This window comes from Shewanella baltica, assembly GCF_900456975.1.
In the GTDB taxonomy this organism is placed as follows: Bacteria; Pseudomonadota; Gammaproteobacteria; order Enterobacterales; family Shewanellaceae; genus Shewanella; species Shewanella baltica.
This window is the reverse complement of record NZ_UGYM01000002.1, coordinates 4,338,291-4,355,396: the sequence shown is the minus strand read 5'-3', so window position 1 is coordinate 4,355,396 and position 17,106 is coordinate 4,338,291. Positions and strand designations below refer to the sequence as shown.

Sequence of the window (17,106 nt, the reverse complement as noted above, 5' to 3'; positions counted from 1 at the left end):
TTAAATAATGAACGGTGACGTTCCATGGAGAAGCGAGATGTCTAACAGAGTAATTATATTTGATACGACCTTACGTGATGGTGAGCAGGCGTTAGCCGCAAGCCTTTCGGTCAAAGAAAAGTTACAGATCGCCATGGCGCTGGAACGTCTAGGTGTTGATGTAATGGAAGTGGGTTTTCCAGTCTCATCACCCGGTGATTTTGAGTCAGTGCAAACCATAGCGCGCACCATCAAAAATAGCCGCGTTTGTGCGTTATCCCGCGCACTTGAAAAGGACATCGATGCTGCGGCGCAGGCCTTGTCTGTTGCAGATCAATTCCGTATCCATACGTTTATCTCGACATCGACGATTCATGTGGAAAGCAAGTTGAAGCGCTCGTTTGATCAAGTGTTAGAGATGGCGGTCAGTGCAGTGAAATACGCCCGTCGCTTCACCGACGATGTGGAGTTTTCCTGTGAGGATGCGGGACGCACGCCAATTGATAATCTGTGCCGTATGGTGGAGGCCGCCATTCTTGCTGGCGCGCGTACCATTAACATTCCCGATACGGTCGGTTACACAGTGCCAAGCGAGTTTGGCACTATTATTCAAACCCTGTTTAACCGCGTGCCGAACATCGACCAAGCGGTGATCTCAGTGCATTGCCACGATGACTTAGGTTTATCTGTGGCGAACTCTATAACCGCAGTGCAACACGGTGCACGTCAAATCGAATGTACGATCAATGGTATAGGTGAGCGTGCGGGTAACTGTTCATTGGAAGAGATCGCTATGATTTTAGCGACGCGTAAGGGCATGTTGGGTTTGGAAACGGGCATTAACGCCAAGGAAATCCACCGTACTTCTAATTTAGTCAGCCAGTTATGCAACATGCCAGTGCAGGCGAACAAGGCGATTGTCGGTGCCAATGCCTTTACCCATTCGTCGGGTATCCATCAGGATGGCATGTTAAAAGCGCAAAATACCTATGAAATCATGACGCCAGAAAGCATAGGTTTGAATCGCAATAACTTAAATATGACCTCGCGTTCTGGTCGCCATGTGATCAAGCATCGCATGGAGGAAATGGGTTATAGCGAGCACGATTACAATATGGATGCGCTGTACGAAGAGTTCCTAAAATTGGCAGATAAAAAGGGACAAGTATTTGATTATGATTTAGAAGCCTTAGCCTTTATGGAAGCACAGGCTGAAGAAGACAATCACTATCAATTGCAGCAATTAGTGGTGCAGTCTGACTCTACCGAAGGCGTTGCCACAGCTACCGTTCGTATTGAAGTGGGCGGTGAAATTAAAACCGAAGCCGCAACCGGTAATGGTCCCGTTGATGCCGCCTATAACGCCATTGCCCGTGCTACTGATCGTCGTATCGACATCATCAGCTACAAGTTAGGCGCTAAGGGCGTAGGCCAAAATGCCTTAGGTCAAGTGGACATTACCGCCGTTTACCACGAGCAAAACTTCCACGGTGTAGGTTTAGCGACCGATGTCGTTGAAGCTTCGGCGCGTGCTTTAGTGCATGTGATGAACTTAACGTGCCGCGCAGACAAGGTCGCCGATTACAAACAAAGCATGCAAAAGAATCGAGAGCTAGGCGGCGTCTAGTCGCTAAAAGCTTCCAAAGAATAGCAAGGTCGAGCATAAAGCATTCACATTTAAAGGAGTTGGCTGGCGTATGAGTTATCAAGTAGCAGTATTAGCAGGGGACGGGATCGGCCCAGAAGTGATGGCAGAGGCGCGCAAAGTGCTGCGTGAAGTGGAAGTTCGATTCGATTTAAATATCGAGTATACGCAATACGATGTCGGCGGTATTGCCATTGATAACCACGGTTGTCCACTACCCGATGCCACGCTAAAAGGGTGTGAAGCGGCTGATGCGATTCTATTCGGTTCAGTCGGCGGTCCTAAGTGGGAAAAACTGCCACCAAATGAACAACCTGAGCGCGGCGCACTATTGCCTCTGCGTGGACATTTTGAACTGTTTTGCAATCTACGCCCAGCCAAATTGCACGATGGCTTAGAACATATGTCACCGCTGCGTAGCGATATCTCTGCCCGTGGTTTTGATGTTTTATGTGTGCGCGAGTTAACCGGCGGTATTTACTTTGGTAAACCAAAGGGCCGCCAAGGCGAAGGCGAGAATGAAGAAGCCTTCGATACCATGCGTTATAGCCGCCGCGAAATTAGTCGTATCGCCCGCATCGCCTTTGAAGCCGCCCGTGGTCGCCGTAAAAAAGTCACCTCAGTGGATAAAGCCAACGTACTGGCTTGTTCAGTGTTGTGGCGCCAAGTGGTTGAAGAAGTGGCGGTGGATTTCCCCGATGTCGAGCTGGAACATATCTATATCGATAATGCGACCATGCAGTTGCTACGTCGTCCCGATGAGTTCGATGTGATGTTATGTTCTAACCTGTTCGGCGATATTTTATCCGACGAAATCGCCATGTTAACGGGCTCTATGGGCTTGCTGTCCTCGGCGAGCATGAACAGCACTGGCTTTGGTTTGTTCGAACCCGCGGGTGGCAGCGCGCCGGATATCGCGGGCAAAGGGATAGCTAACCCAGTCGCGCAAATTCTGTCGGCAGCATTGATGTTACGCCACAGCTTGAAACAAGAAGAAGCGGCGAGTGCGATTGAGCGCGCCGTGAGCAAAGCCTTGAACTCTGGCTATTTAACTGGCGAGCTGTTGAGCAGCGACAAGCGTAGCGAGGCTAAATCGACGGCAGAAATGGGTGACTTTATCGCCAATGCTATAAAGGAAGGTGTGTAATGACGAACGCAAAGACCTTGTACCAAAAAGTATGGGATGCACATATCGTTGCTTCTCCCGAGGGCGAAGCGCCGGTCATTTATGTCGACAGACATTTAGTCCATGAAGTGACGTCACCTCAAGCATTCAGCGGTTTGAAGGTCGCGGGCCGCAAGCTGCGCGCGCCGGAAAAAACCTTTGCCACTATGGATCATAATACTTCTACTCGCAGCGCCAGCTTAGATGCCCTAAGTCCGATGGCGCGCACTCAGGTGGAAACCTTAGCGCAAAACTGTAAAGATTTTGGCGTGCGTTTATATGATATTCACCATCCTAATCAAGGGATTGTGCATGTAATGGGCCCAGAGTTAGGGATTACCTTACCTGGCACTGTGATTGTCTGTGGCGATTCCCATACCGCCACCCACGGCGCCTTTGGCGCATTGGCGTTTGGGATTGGCACATCGGAAGTTGAGCACGTGTTAGCAACGCAAACGCTGCGTCAGTTAAAAGCTAAAACCATGAAGATTGAAGTGCGTGGTCATGTCACCGATGGCGTGACCGCCAAAGATATCGTCCTCGCTATTATTGGTAAAATCGGCATGGATGGTGGCACGGGTTACGTGGTGGAGTTCTGCGGGGAGGCGATCGAAGCCCTGTCGATGGAAGGCCGCATGACAGTGTGCAACATGGCGATTGAGATGGGCGCGAAGGCGGGCATGGTCGCGCCGGATCAAACCACTTTCGAGTATTTAGCAGGCCGCGAGTTTGCGCCAAAGGGCGAAGATTGGACTGAGGCTGTCGCTTACTGGAAAGCCATTAAAACCGATGACGGCGCGGTGTTTGATGCTGTCGTTGAGTTAGATGCTGCCGATATTGCGCCGCAATTGACTTGGGGTACTAACCCAGGCCAAGTAGTGGCAATCGATGGCAAAGTACCAGATCCCATTCATGAAGCTAATCCAAGCACCCGAGCTAGTATGGAAAAGGCTTTAGAATACATTGGCCTGAGTGCGGGTACGCCGATGACAGACATCAGTATCAACAAGGTGTTTATCGGTTCATGTACTAACTCACGGATTGAAGATTTACGCAGCGCTGCTGTGCATGCCAAAGGTCGTAAAGTGGCGAGTGGCGTCACCGCGATTGTCGTTCCAGGTTCTGGCCAAGTGAAAGCACAAGCCGAAGCCGAAGGCTTAGATAAAATCTTTATCGAAGCGGGATTTGAGTGGCGTTTACCGGGTTGCTCTATGTGTTTGGCGATGAACGATGACAGATTAGAAGCGGGCGATCGCTGCGCGTCGACCAGTAATCGTAACTTCGAAGGTCGCCAAGGTCGCGGCAGTCGTACCCATTTGGTGAGTCCTGCAATGGCTGCAGCCGCTGCGGTGGCGGGGCATTTTGTCGATATTCGTAAACCTTACTAATTACCGTAAACCCAAGAGGAGAAGTTAATGCAACCTTTTACGACCCATACCGGGCTTGCGGTCATGATCGACAGCACCAATATCGATACGGATCAGATCATTCCGAAACAGTTTTTGTCTAAGGTGACGCGCGATGGTTTTGGCGTGCACTTATTCCACGACTGGCGTTATTTAGATGATGCGGGCGATCAGCCTAATCCAGAGTTTTCATTGAATCAAAGCCGCTATAAAGGCGCGTCGATTTTATTGGCGCAGGAAAACTTTGGTTGTGGTTCAAGCCGCGAACATGCGCCTTGGGCGCTGGCAGACTTTGGTCTGCGTGCGATTATTGCGCCGAGTTTTGCTGATATTTTTTACGGTAACTCAATCAATAATGGCCTGTTACCTGTGGCGTTAACTCACGCGCAGGTGCGCCAATTAATGGATGAAGTGACGGCAGAAGCAGGCGCACAAATTACGGTTGATCTCACAAGCTGCAAAGTAATTTCACCGTCGGGCGCCGAGTTTAGTTTTACGCTGGCAGAATCGGCGAGACATAAGCTGCTAAACGGTTTAGATGCGATTGGCTTGACCTTGTCCCATGCTGCGCAAATCAGTCAGTACGAAACTCAAATCCAAGGCTGGCGCCGTTAGTTTTTCAGCGCACATTTGTACTGGTGTTGAGTCCATATTTAAGCGCCTAGGTTACCACCTAGGCGCTTTTGTTTTAAATCATCATCTGCTCATGGTTTAACTAATTGTATTTGAAGTGATAAATTTTTACTGCTGTTTGTGTGTCATAGAATTTTTGTATCGATAGTGATTTATGCTGAATTTGTTACATCTGAATGATTTACACGTGTTTCTGAGATTTTTTATTTTATTTTGTTGTTTATTATGGTTATTTTTTTATTTAACCATGTTGAGTTAATCAGCGTTGCGAATAGTAACTGGGCGAATATAGGCTGAGTTTTGTTTAAATAGTGATATTGGTCACTAAATCTGTTTTAAAGTCATCGTTAGCTAGAGTTTTTGTCTGTTTTATCTCCTTTGGTTGCAAACATCTTCTGCATAAGTAAACTGCTTCGCATTCAATATGGAGTGTTTGCTCTATTTTGCCTGAACGCCGCAGTACTAATTTAAGTAGTACAGATAACAATAATATTATTAGAGAATAACGATGCAAAAACGTCTTCTGACTTTGGCTGTCACTGCAGCCTTGTTAAGTTCAACGACTCAACTCCATGCCGCTGGTTTTCAATTAGCCGAATATTCTGCCACAGGCTTAGGCCGCGCCTTTGCCGGTGAAGCGGCTATGGCGGATAACGCTTCGGCTCAAGCACGTAATCCAGCCATGTTGACTTATCTCGAAGGTCGTCAGTTATCGACGGGTGGTATTTATGTCATGCCAAACGTCGATGTGACTGGCGATGTCAGCATTAGCTCGCCGTTGCTTGGCCCAGATCCTGTTGTTATGAAAGGTGGCGATGCACTGGATGTGGCCGATGACGCACTGGTGCCAAACTTTTATTACTCAAATCAGTTAAATGATCAATGGACTTGGGGCCTAGCGGTAAATTCTAACTATGGTCTAGCCACTGAATTACCTGCGACTCACGCCGCGGCTATTTTTGGTAACAAGACTTCGGTTACAACCGTTGAGTTTAATCCAAATATTGCGTACCGCATCAATGATGCTGTTAGCGTCGGTGCTGGTGTACGTATCGTTTATGGTGAAGGCGAAATTGGTGCGTCATTGCCCGGTTGGGTCGATGGCATCAAACCGGCTCTGCCGGCTCCTGTGCAGGCAATGTTACCTCCTGGTGGCACTGAGCTGAAAAGCATGAAGGGTGATGATGTGGGTTACGGCTGGCAGTTAGGTGCAAGCTGGCAGATCAATCCGGCTCACCGTTTAGGCTTTGCGTATCACAGCGGCGTGCAATTGGACTTAGATGGTCATGCTTCTGGCGTCTTGTATACCGGCGGCCAAGATGTGTCTATCGAAGGTTATTTACCCCTTGAATTGCCCGCCTTTGCAGAAATTGCTTCCCATCATCAATTGACCGATAACTGGGCCATGCACGCGAGCGTGAACTGGACAGATTGGAGTGTATTTGATCAGCTGGTGGCTTATTTCCCTGGTGACGTTAAACCTAAGGGCGATTTAGAGTCTGATTTAGTTAAAGAAGAACACTTTGAAGATAACTGGCGTTTCGCGCTGGGAACCACTTATCAAGTGAATAATGACTGGTTAGTGCGTGCCGGTGTCGCTTTAGATAAAACGGCAGCAAATGACGAGTGGCGCACAACTACAATTCCAGACTCTGACCGTCTGTGGTTCTCTGTCGGCGCCGGTTATCAGGCGACTAAGAATCTGAATGTTGATTTTGCGGTGACGTATATCAAAGCAACAGGCGATGCGCCAATCAACGAACAGCAAAATCTACTGGGCTTAGCGGCCGTTAACTTTAACGGTGAAGCGAGCGGCGATGTGTGGCTTGCGGGTATCCAGATGAGCTACAAGATGTAAGTTCTACGTAGTTTAAAAAAGCCCTGAATCTTCAGGGCTTTTTTATGGCTATAGCATGGTGGCGTTATTTTGTTTTTCGGCTTGCTTGCTGGTCACGGCAGAAAATTGCGAATATATTCATTGCATAAGTAGTGGATCATGTTAACTCTCACCGGCATAAAAAGGCGGCGGAGAGTTCAGATAGGATAGTAGCGTGCAGAAAAAATACGTGGTGGCCTTAGATCAAGGCACGACCAGCTCAAGGGCGATAGTGTTCGATCACGACGCAAACATTGTCAGCGTGTCCCAGCGGGAATTCACCCAGTTGTATCCAAATCCGGGTTGGGTCGAGCATGATCCCATGGAGATCTGGGCAAGCCAAAGTTCAGTGTTAGTTGAAGTGCTGGCGCGCGCGGGGATCCACAGCGATGAAGTGGCCGCGATTGGCATTACCAATCAGCGGGAAACTACAGTCATTTGGGAGAAAGCCACAGGTAAACCTATCTATAACGCGATTGTGTGGCAGTGCCGTCGTAGCTCTGAAATTTGTGAGCAACTCAAAGCTCAAGGATTAGAAGAGTATGTCCGTGAAAACACAGGCCTGTTACTCGACCCTTATTTTTCAGGCACTAAGATCAAGTGGATTCTAGATAATGTGCCCAATGCCCGTGCGCAAGCCGAGCGCGGTGAGTTGTTGTTCGGCACTATCGATACTTGGCTAGTGTGGAAGTTAACCGAGGGCAAAGTGCATGTCACCGATCCCACCAATGCCGCCCGTACTATGCTGTTTAATATCCATAGCCTGACTTGGGATAACAAGTTACTTGAAGCTTTAGACATTCCCTTGTCTTTGTTGCCCGAAGTTAAGCCTTCCTGCAGCGTGTATGGCACTACGCGGATTGCCGGTGAAGGCAGTGAAATTCAAGTCGCAGGGATGGCAGGCGACCAACAAGCGGCGCTTTTTGGCCAGCTGTGTGTCGAGCCCGGCATGGCGAAGAATACCTATGGCACTGGTTGTTTTTTATTGATGAATACCGGGACCAAAGCGGTGCGCTCTAACCATGGGTTACTGACCACAGTTGCCGTGGGACCGAAGGGCGAAGTGAACTATGCCCTCGAAGGTTCAGTCTTCATGGGTGGCGCGACTATTCAATGGCTGCGGGATGAACTGGGGCTTATTCGTGACGCCAGTGATACTGAGTATTTTGCCTCTAAGGTTGCTGATACCAATGGCGTATATCTGGTGCCAGCCTTTGTGGGACTCGGTGCGCCCTATTGGGATCCCAATGCCCGTGGCGCACTCTTTGGTTTAACCCGTGGCGCCAACCGTAATCATATTATTCGGGCGGCGTTAGAATCCATTGCTTATCAGAGTAAAGATTTACTCGATGCCATGACCAAAGACAGTGGCGTTAGCCTTAAGCGTTTGAAGGTGGATGGCGGCGCGGTCGCCAATGATTTTTTGATGCAGTTTCAAGCCGATATCACCGATGTCGAAGTACTAAGGCCGAGTGTTTGTGAGACAACGGCTTTGGGCGCGGCATTTTTAGCTGGGTTGGCGGTGGGCTTTTGGGAGAGTGTCATAGAGCTTGAACATAAAGCTTGTATCGATAAGCATTTTATCCCCAATATTGATGCCGAGACTCGGGTGCGGTTATACGCAGGTTGGCAGGATGCCGTTGCCAGAACTCGCGCCTAAGCTATTCGACTTAAGCTACTCAATTTGAGTTCTTTGACTTGAGGCATGCTTAAATTTGATATGTAAGTTTGAGTTTGAGTTGGTTTGAAATATGACTCGATTGTGGTGAATAAAAAGGCGCTAATCCAATAGGATTGCGCCTTTTCCGTTTATATCAATACGGATTTATACTTCAACATCAATAATATGTTGGCTCGGTGGCTTTTTGATTTCCGCGGTATCGTCGGTGACTTCAAGCACGACACCTTCTTTTAATTCTTCAGGCTCATCCGATGCACGGCGTTTCTTATTCTTATTGTTATCAGCATCTTTGCGTCTCTCCCTGACTTTCGCGTCGCGCCCTTCTAACGTTGGGGGTAACTGTGACTGCGGTGTTTCATGGCTATCGGGGGCATTTGCGGTGGCACTACTCACTTGGTCGACGACCCGTTTAGGGTGCAACACGGCTTTCACTGGCTGCGCCAGCATGGCATAAATGCTATCCAATCCACTCATAACGCCTCCTTGTTATTACACCTCTTAACATGTTATCGGCAGGAGTCGGTCAATATTTAGACTATACGCGGTTTAAGTCGTTAAGGCGAATGAGGTGGGTTAAGATCTAAGCACGAGCAATCGATGCTAACCAAAGCGGCACTTATTGTGAAGGAACTACAGTGCTTGAGAAGGAATCAATAGTGGTTGAGAAGGAACAATAGTAGCGAATGCAAAATTGAGGTGAATTGTTGGATTCGCGTGGTGCTTTTACGGGATTTGGAGTGGGAAAGTTGAGCTTTCTCGCAATCGTGACATTAATATTCAATCATCTGCAAAAAGATGATCGTCTTTATTTCGGATAATTATTTAGATTTTCGTGCTAAATCCAACTCTTTTTTGACTGTCTAATAAGGTTGAATTTAAGTTTATTTTGTTACTTTTTTGGGTTTAAGGTTATTCCTCGACCCGTAAAATCCCACAAATACAGAATTAATCCCCTATTTTTTTCATCGCAAGCGCCTGAAAGCAAAAGGTTGCTGAATATTTCGGCGCATTTTATTCCTGTAGTTTCTTCTGTTTAGTCGATCTCTCGTGGTCTTTCATGTCAAAAGTTTGTCGCTAGGTTAAGTGCTCAACATGCTGCTAACCCGCTTGCCGACTGGATTTATAAAAGGATCCCATCCCTTGACATTGCTTGTCGACTGTCCCTAAACTTAGCAGTTGTGGGAAATAGTGGATATTTGTGGATCAAGAATCACAGGAAAGGATGAATTAGCGTGTTTCGTGGAGCCAGTGCTATCAACTTAGATACAAAGGGACGGATCGCTATTCCAGTGCGATACCGCGAACCTTTGCAGCTTGAGCACCAAGGCCGCATCGTGATTACCGTCGACATCCAATCCGCCTGTTTACTCTTGTATCCAATCCATGAATGGGAATTGATCGAAGCTAAGTTGTTAAAGCTTTCCGATACCGATAAAACCCAGAGATCGTTAAAACGTCTGTTACTCGGTTACGCCCACGAAGTGGAGCTTGACGGTAATGGGCGCATATTACTGCCGCCACCGCTAAGGCAATATGCCAATTTAGATAAGCGCATCATGCTGGTGGGGCAATTGAACAAATTTGAGCTGTGGGATGAGCAATCTTGGCTGCAGCAAATCGATGAGTGTCAGGAAACGATTCGAAGTGAGGAGCTTGCTAGTAACGAGCGTCTCGCGGATTTTTCACTTTAACGAGTCGCGATAACTAAATAAGAAGAGAGTAATGAGTCAGGAATTTGCCCATTTATCCGTGCTGCTAGCAGAAACGGTTGGCGGTTTAAACATCAAAGACGATGGCATCTATATCGATGGCACGTTCGGCCGCGGTGGTCATTCAAGACAAGTGTTGCAGCAACTCGGTGAAAACGGCCGATTGATCGCAATCGACCGTGACCCTCAAGCGATTGAAGCGGCAAAACAATTTGCTGACGATCCACGCTTTCAAATCGTGCATGGTGGTTTTGGCCAATTAGCCGATTATGTCGAAGAGCTTGGGCTTGTGGGCAAAATTGATGGCGTATTACTCGATTTAGGTGTGTCTTCACCTCAGCTTGACGATGCCGAACGTGGTTTTAGTTTTATGCGTGATGGCCCGCTCGATATGCGGATGGATAACAGCCAAGGCCAAACAGCTGCTCAGTGGTTAGCACGCGCAGAAATTGAGGATATGGCTTGGGTATTTAAGACCTATGGCGAAGAGAAAAACGCCCGTCATATTGCTCGTTGTATCGCTGCGGATCGTGATAAAACGCCGTTTTTACGAACTAAAGATTTAGCCGATTTGATCGCGCGTATCACTAAAAGTAAAGAACGCAATAAGCACCCTGCGACTCGGGTGTTTCAGGCCATACGTATTTATATCAACAGTGAATTAGATCAAATTGATCAAGCGCTTGAAGGTGCCGTCAATGTACTGGCTCCCCAAGGGCGCTTGTCGGTCATCAGTTTCCACTCTTTAGAAGATCGTATCGTGAAGCGCTTTATTCGCCGCCATAGCCAAGGCGAAAGTGTGCCGCACGGTTTTCCGGTCACTGAAGATCAAATTAACAAGTCGCGTAAGTTACGCGCCGTGGGCAAGGCGATTATGCCATCCGACGAAGAAATCGAACGCAATGCCAGAGCTCGCAGCTCAGTGTTACGCATTGCCGAGCGTTTAGATTACTAAGGGGCGCACTGTGAGTAAGCCCTCGATCAATCTGCCACGGATCGTCTTACACGATTTATGGCTGCACAAATGGATCTTGTTATTAGCTCTGCTCGTGCTCTGCAATGCGGTCGCGGTTGTTTATGGCAGCCATATTAGCCGCCAACTAACGACCCAGTGGGACCAGTTACTGCAAGAGCGAGACAGATTAGATATTGAGTGGCGCAATTTATTATTAGAAGAGCAATCGCAGACTGAACACAGTCGTATTACGCGCATTGCCTCTAAGGAACTCAACATGAGTCGTCCGTTACCCAGCGAAGAAGTTGTGGTAAAGGTGCCGTGAGTATAGGGAAGATATGACTAGGCAAGCGAAAATCAAACGGGTAAGCAAACCGCAGAAACCACAACTAATCCATTGGCGTTTATACGTAGTGGTGGGGTTTGTGTGTACGCTATTTTGCAGCCTAGTGGGACGCGCAGCCTACATTCAAATTATCGAACCTGACAAATTACGCCATGAAAGCGATATGCGTACTTTACGGACCACGAGCCGTGAGGTGCAGCGTGGTTTGATCACCGATCGCAATGGCGACATGTTGGCCGTCAGTGTGCCAGTGCGTGCCGTTTGGGCCGATCCTAAACAAGTTAACGATAACAATGGCTTTGCGGATATGCGCCGCTGGCAAGCTTTAGCTGATGTGTTGCATGAACCCGTAGAAGACATATTAGATCGGGTGCGCAGTAATCCCACCAAACGCTTTACCTACTTAAAACGCCAAATTACTCCCGCGGTCGCGGACTACATCACTCAGCTGAAATTACCCGGTGTTTTCCTTAAATCTGAATCCCGCCGCTATTACCCTGGTGGTGAAATCACTGCTCAGCTTATCGGTATCACAAACATTGATGATGTTGGGATTGAAGGCGTAGAAAATGCTTATAACAGCTGGCTAACGGGCACGCCTTCAAAACAGAAAGTGCGTAAATCCCGCGACGGTCATGTGGTTGAGCGCCTCGATATTATCCAAGAAGGCGAAAGCCCGAATGATCTTGTGCTCAGCATAGATCAACGGATTCAGCAGTTAGCGTACCGCGAGCTGAAACGCACCACAGAAATGAACCAAGCGACCTCAGGTTCCATCGTCGTACTCGATATTCACACTGGTGAAGTCTTGGCTATGGTGAATACGCCATCGTACAACCCCAATGCGCGCGACAATCTGCAAACCTTCAGAATGCGTAACCGCGCGATGACAGATACCTTCGAGCCAGGTTCGACCATTAAGCCCTTTGTAGTGGCTGCGGCGCTTGAAGCGGGCACAGTTAAATCGACCGACATTATTGCCACTTCACCGGGTTGGATGCGTTTAGGCGGCCGCCAAGTGCGCGACCCTGCCAACTACGGCGACATGAGTTTGGCGCGTATTCTGGCTAAATCCAGTAACGTCGGCATCAGTAAATTGGCCTTATCTATTCCGGTGCAGCAGTTACTCGGCACCTATCAATCTATGGGGCTTGGGAGCTTCTCAGGGATCAACCTTACGGGTGAAAGCGCGGGGGTTATTCAAGACCGCCACCGTTGGTCTGACTTTGAGCGCGCCACCTTGTCCTTCGGTTACGGTTTAACGGCAACCACACTGCAACTTGCGCGCATGTATGCCACTTTAGGCAATGGCGGCACCTTATTCCCCGTCTCAATTATGAAACTGAAAAAGCCCCCCGTCGGTGAGCGAGTCATTTCTGAAGATGTGGCCCACGATGTGATGCAAATGCTGGTCGGCGTGACAGAAAAAGGTGGCACCGGCACCTTGGCGCATATTGACGGTTATCCGGTTGCGGGCAAGTCAGGCACCAGTCGTAAGGCGGTTGCTGGCGGTTATGGTGATGATTATGTTGCTTTATTTGCAGGTGTTGCACCGGCGAATAATCCTAAGTTAGCGATAGTGGTGGTCGTGAACGAGCCTAAGGGCGATCTCTATTATGGTGGTTCAGTGGCGGGGCCGGCATTTGCCAAAGTCATGTCTGGCGCACTGCAAATGTTAAACGTTGAACCCATTACCGATAAAGAACAAGTGCAATTGGCGGGTATTGCCGCCGGGAGAGCAGAATGATGTTATTACGGGATCTGCTTGCGCCTTGGCTGCATTATGCCGGCGCGCAGTCCTTCAACGATTTGACCTTAGATAGCCGCGCAATACGTCGCGGCGATGTGTTTTTGGCGCTGCCAGGACATAAGGTCGATGGCAGACAGTTTATTGAAAAAGCCTTAGATTTAGGTGCCGCAGCCGTATTAGTCCACACGGATGATGCTGATCAGCATGGCAAAGTGTTGCACAGCGATAATGCCGAGCACGGCGTGCAGATTTATTTCTTCCAGTTGAGTCGCCAAGTATCAGCCATCGCAGCCCAGCGTTATCCCTTAGCGCATCAGTCTGCGACAACATCCCTTGGGGTGATTGGTATTACTGGCACCAATGGTAAAACCTCGACAAGTCAACTGATTGCCCAGCTGATAACGTCGCTCGGCCGCAAAGCCGCCGTGATGGGCACCCTTGGCAATGGTCTCTGGGGCGAGCTCGTCGATAGCGGCAATACCACAGCCGATGCTATTACCCTAATGCGTCAGTTGCATGACTTTGAAGCCATAGGCGCGAGTGTCTGCGCCATGGAAGTGTCGAGCCACGGCTTAGTGCAAGGCCGCGTCGATGCAGTCCCCTTCGATGTTGCCGTGTTTACCAATCTGACGCGGGATCACCTCGATTACCACGGCGACATGGAAAGCTATGCCGCCGCTAAGCAAAGCCTATTTCGTTTCAGCACCTTAGGTCACGGTTTATTGAATCTCGACGACGCAGTTGGCGCATCTTGGTTGACTGAACTTAAATCTGTGCCTGCGCAAATGTGGGGCTTTAGTATTGAAGATCATCAAGGTGCGGCTTTTTATAGTAAAAATGCCAAGTTTGACGATCAAGGCGTCAGTACAACCTTAGTCTGGCCCGAGGGCGAAACTCAAATTCACTCCCCACTACTTGGTGCCTTTAATCTTTCTAATTTACTTGCGGCGCTCTCAGCCTTGTATCTGCAAGGTTTTGATATGAAAGCGTTAGCCGAGCAAGTGCAATACCTAACGCCCGTTGCAGGTCGTATGGAGCGTTTCACAACTGCTAATAACATCACCTTAGTGGTCGATTATGCCCATACGCCAGATGCGATTGAACAAGCGTTAAACGCGCTACGTCGACATTGTGTCGGTGATTTATGGTGCGTATTTGGGTGTGGTGGCGACCGTGATAAGGGCAAGCGTCCTTTGATGGGCCAAGCTGCAGAACAGTATGCTGACCGCATTATGGTGACGAGCGACAATGCGCGTAGTGAAGACCCCGCGCAAATTATTACCGATATTATCCAAGGGCTAACCCACCCTCAGCAGGCATTGACTCAGGTTGACCGTATCGCAGCAATTAAAGAGGTTGTGGCATTGGCGAAACCTGGCGATGTGATCTTGCTGGCGGGCAAAGGCCACGAAACTTACCAAGAGGCGGCAGGTGTGCGTCATGACTATGATGAACGCGCCCTGGCACGCCAGTTATCGGAGCAATCAAGATGATCCCTCTTTCTCTCGAGACCCTAAGTCAACACTTAGGTACGTTTCGAGTCGGTGACGACGTCACCATCGAAGATTTAAGCAGTGATAGCCGCAAAATCGGCGCTGCAACCCTGTTTGTAGCCTTAAAGGGTGAGCGTTTTGATGGCCATGATTTTGCTGCTACCGCTATTGAGAACGGCGCCGCGGCGTTAATGGTCGAGCGCGAGTTAGCCTTTGATATTCCGCAGCTGATTGTGCCCGATTGCCAAAAAGCCATGGGCGCGATAGGGGCTTATGTCCGTGACCAAATCAATCCCATTTGCGTGGCGTTAACAGGCTCAAACGGCAAGACTAGCGTGAAGGAAATGATCGCGACCATTCTGTCGGCAAAGCATCAAATCCTCTATACCGCTGGTAACTTCAATAATGAAATCGGTGTGCCGCTTACCTTGCTGCGTTTAACGCCAGCGGATGAGTTTGGGATATTCGAGCTCGGGGCTAACCATAAAGGTGAAATTGATTACACCTCAGGACTCGTGCGTCCGAACGTGGCGCTGGTGAATAACGTCGGCAGTGCCCATTTAGAAGGATTTGGATCGCAGGCGGGTGTCGCGCAGGCTAAGTCGGAAATTTTTAATCATCTGCAGGCCGATGGCACCGCCATCATCAACGCCGATGATGCCTTCGCCGATTTTATGAGCGTTAAGGCAAGACCTTATAAGCAACTGAGCTTCTCCCAGCAAGATGGCGCCGCTAAACGTCATATCGACGTCATCGCTACAGGTCATAAGACCAATGCCGATGGTTGCTATCGTTTTATGCTCAATTACTCAGGTGAATCTTGCCAAGTGGTACTACCGCTGGCGGGTCGCCATCAGGTGAGTAATGCACTCGCCGCTGCAAGTGTTTGTATTGCCTTGGGATTAAGTTTGACAGAGATCGCCGAAGGCTTAAGCCAACTAACGCCAGTGAAAGGGCGTATGCAGCCGAGTCAATTGGGACGCGTACGTCTAATCGACGATAGCTATAACGCGAATCCTGTGTCCGTTGGGGCGGCAATCGCTTGGTTAAAGGAAATTTCTGAAAATCGCTGTCTGGTACTGGGAGATTTAGGAGAATTAGGCGACAATGCGCCCCTTTTACACGCTGAACTAGGGCAACTGGCCAAGCAACAGGGGATAGATGCCTTGTTTTGCACCGGAACGTTAAGTCAGCATACGAGCCAAGCTTTCGGTGCGGAGCACTATGACAGTGTGGCGACGTTAGTAGAAAAACTCATAAAGCATATTAACCAGTTACCGGGACAGGTAACGGTTCTCGTTAAAGGTTCACGTAGCGCCGCCATGGAGCGGGTCGTGGATGGACTAACAGTAGCCTTCGGGCGTGGGGAGTTAGTGTAAATGCTGGTATATCTGGCCGAGTATTTAACCCGTTTTCATACCGGGTTTAACGTGTTTTCCTATGTAACGTTTCGAGCCATTTTAGGCTTATTAACCGCATTGGTTTTTAGCTTATGGTTTGGCCCTAAACTGATCGAGCGTTTGCAATTACTGCAAATTGGTCAGGTCGTGCGTAACGATGGTCCAGAATCACATTTTAGTAAGCGTGGCACGCCGACTATGGGTGGCTTGCTGATATTAGCCGCCATCTTCATCAGCGTATTGCTGTGGGGCGATCTCGGTAGCCGCTATGTGTGGGTGATGTTGTTTGTGCTCGGCAGTTTCGGTTTGATCGGCTTTATCGACGATTACCGCAAAGTGGTGCGTAAAGACACTAAAGGTTTGATCGCGCGCTGGAAGTACATTCTGCAATCTTTAGCTGCGCTGCTCATTGCTTTTTTCCTGTATGCCACAGCGGCAAATCCAGGTGAAACCCAGTTAGTGGTGCCTTTCTTTAAAGACGTGATGCCGCAACTTGGCGCCGTCTTTATCGTATTGGCGTACTTCACGATTGTGGGTTCGAGCAATGCGGTGAACTTAACCGACGGCCTCGACGGTTTGGCCATTATGCCGACGGTAATGGTCGCGGCGGCGTTTGCCTTGATTGCTTATTTATCGGGTCACGCGCAGTTTGCGAACTACTTACATATTCCGCATTTACCTGGCTCGGGTGAGCTTGTGATTGTCTGTACCGCCATTGTCGGTGCGGGTCTGGGCTTTTTGTGGTTCAACACTTACCCCGCGCAAGTCTTCATGGGCGATGTGGGTTCACTGTCATTAGGTGCTGCACTGGGCACAATTGCAGTGCTCGTTCGCCAAGAAATTTTGTTAGTGATCATGGGCGGTGTGTTCGTGATGGAAACCCTGTCAGTCATCCTGCAGGTGGGTTCGTACAAGTTACGCGGCCAGCGTATTTTCCGCATGGCGCCGATACACCATCACTATGAGTTAAAAGGCTGGCCTGAACCTCGAGTGATAGTGCGTTTTTGGATTATCTCGATATTCCTCGTCTTACTTGGCTTAGCCACGTTGAAGTTAAGGTAATTGGTT

The 17,106-nt window shown here is 49.0% G+C and carries 14 protein-coding genes; 13 read left to right on the top strand and 1 reads right to left on the bottom strand.

Annotated elements, in window-relative coordinates; genetic code table 11:
- The first annotated feature begins 37 nt into the window (after positions 1–37).
- From leuA to glpK, 6 genes are all read left to right on the top strand, one after another.
- On the top strand, positions 38–1,606 hold the full coding sequence (gene leuA / locus DYH48_RS19440; protein ID WP_011845607.1) for a 2-isopropylmalate synthase: 1,569 nt from the start codon (positions 38–40) through the stop codon (positions 1,604–1,606).
- 70 nt (positions 1,607–1,676) lie between these two features.
- Positions 1,677–2,771 carry a 3-isopropylmalate dehydrogenase gene (gene leuB / locus DYH48_RS19435; RefSeq protein WP_115335676.1) on the top strand — a complete coding sequence of 365 codons (1,095 nt, stop codon included), beginning with the start codon at positions 1,677–1,679 and terminating at the stop codon, positions 2,769–2,771.
- A complete protein-coding gene (gene leuC / locus DYH48_RS19430; protein ID WP_115335675.1) occupies positions 2,771–4,177 on the top strand; it encodes a 3-isopropylmalate dehydratase large subunit in 1,407 nt (468 codons plus the stop codon). The genes leuB and leuC overlap by 1 nt, the downstream gene beginning before the upstream one ends.
- Positions 4,178–4,204: 27 nt before the next feature.
- Positions 4,205–4,810, top strand: coding sequence for a 3-isopropylmalate dehydratase small subunit (gene leuD, locus DYH48_RS19425; protein ID WP_115335674.1), 606 nt, complete (start codon positions 4,205–4,207; stop codon positions 4,808–4,810).
- A 526-nt stretch (positions 4,811–5,336) separates the two neighbouring features.
- Positions 5,337–6,686 carry an outer membrane protein transport protein gene (locus tag DYH48_RS19420; RefSeq protein WP_006079882.1) on the top strand — a complete coding sequence of 450 codons (1,350 nt, stop codon included), beginning with the start codon at positions 5,337–5,339 and terminating at the stop codon, positions 6,684–6,686.
- 193 nt (positions 6,687–6,879) lie between these two features.
- The gene (gene glpK, locus DYH48_RS19415; protein WP_011982221.1) at positions 6,880–8,364 is read left to right on the top strand and encodes a glycerol kinase GlpK; all 1,485 of its coding nucleotides are present in this window, start codon (positions 6,880–6,882) and stop codon (positions 8,362–8,364) included.
- A 165-nt stretch (positions 8,365–8,529) separates the two neighbouring features.
- Here glpK and DYH48_RS19410 read toward each other — a convergent pair whose 3' ends face one another.
- A complete protein-coding gene (locus tag DYH48_RS19410) occupies positions 8,530–8,859 on the bottom strand; it encodes a hypothetical protein (protein ID WP_006079884.1) in 330 nt (109 codons plus the stop codon).
- A gap of 758 nt (positions 8,860–9,617) precedes the next feature.
- Here DYH48_RS19410 and mraZ point away from each other — a divergent pair.
- Genes mraZ through mraY form a run of 7 tightly spaced genes read left to right on the top strand, consistent with a single transcriptional unit; the run spans position 9,618 to position 17,100 of the window.
- Positions 9,618–10,076 (top strand): division/cell wall cluster transcriptional repressor MraZ, encoded by a 459-nt coding sequence (mraZ, locus tag DYH48_RS19405; RefSeq protein ID WP_011982222.1) that lies wholly within the window; start codon positions 9,618–9,620, stop codon positions 10,074–10,076.
- A gap of 31 nt (positions 10,077–10,107) precedes the next feature.
- Positions 10,108–11,049 (top strand): 16S rRNA (cytosine(1402)-N(4))-methyltransferase RsmH, encoded by a 942-nt coding sequence (gene rsmH / locus DYH48_RS19400; RefSeq protein WP_006079886.1) that lies wholly within the window; start codon positions 10,108–10,110, stop codon positions 11,047–11,049.
- Between the two features lie 10 nt (positions 11,050–11,059).
- Complete coding sequence (gene ftsL, locus DYH48_RS19395; RefSeq protein ID WP_006079887.1) at positions 11,060–11,374, top strand: cell division protein FtsL; 315 nt, start codon at positions 11,060–11,062, stop codon at positions 11,372–11,374.
- A 13-nt stretch (positions 11,375–11,387) separates the two neighbouring features.
- A complete protein-coding gene (locus DYH48_RS19390; protein ID WP_006079888.1) occupies positions 11,388–13,142 on the top strand; it encodes a peptidoglycan glycosyltransferase FtsI in 1,755 nt (584 codons plus the stop codon).
- Positions 13,139–14,638, top strand: coding sequence for a UDP-N-acetylmuramoyl-L-alanyl-D-glutamate--2,6-diaminopimelate ligase (gene murE, locus DYH48_RS19385; RefSeq protein ID WP_115335673.1), 1,500 nt, complete (start codon positions 13,139–13,141; stop codon positions 14,636–14,638). Before DYH48_RS19390 ends, murE begins: the two co-directional genes overlap by 4 nt.
- The gene (locus DYH48_RS19380; RefSeq protein ID WP_107949491.1) at positions 14,635–16,017 is read left to right on the top strand and encodes a UDP-N-acetylmuramoyl-tripeptide--D-alanyl-D-alanine ligase; all 1,383 of its coding nucleotides are present in this window, start codon (positions 14,635–14,637) and stop codon (positions 16,015–16,017) included. Before murE ends, DYH48_RS19380 begins: the two co-directional genes overlap by 4 nt.
- Positions 16,018–17,100, top strand: coding sequence for a phospho-N-acetylmuramoyl-pentapeptide-transferase (gene mraY, locus DYH48_RS19375; protein ID WP_006079891.1), 1,083 nt, complete (start codon positions 16,018–16,020; stop codon positions 17,098–17,100).
- The last annotated feature ends 6 nt before the right edge of the window (positions 17,101–17,106 follow it).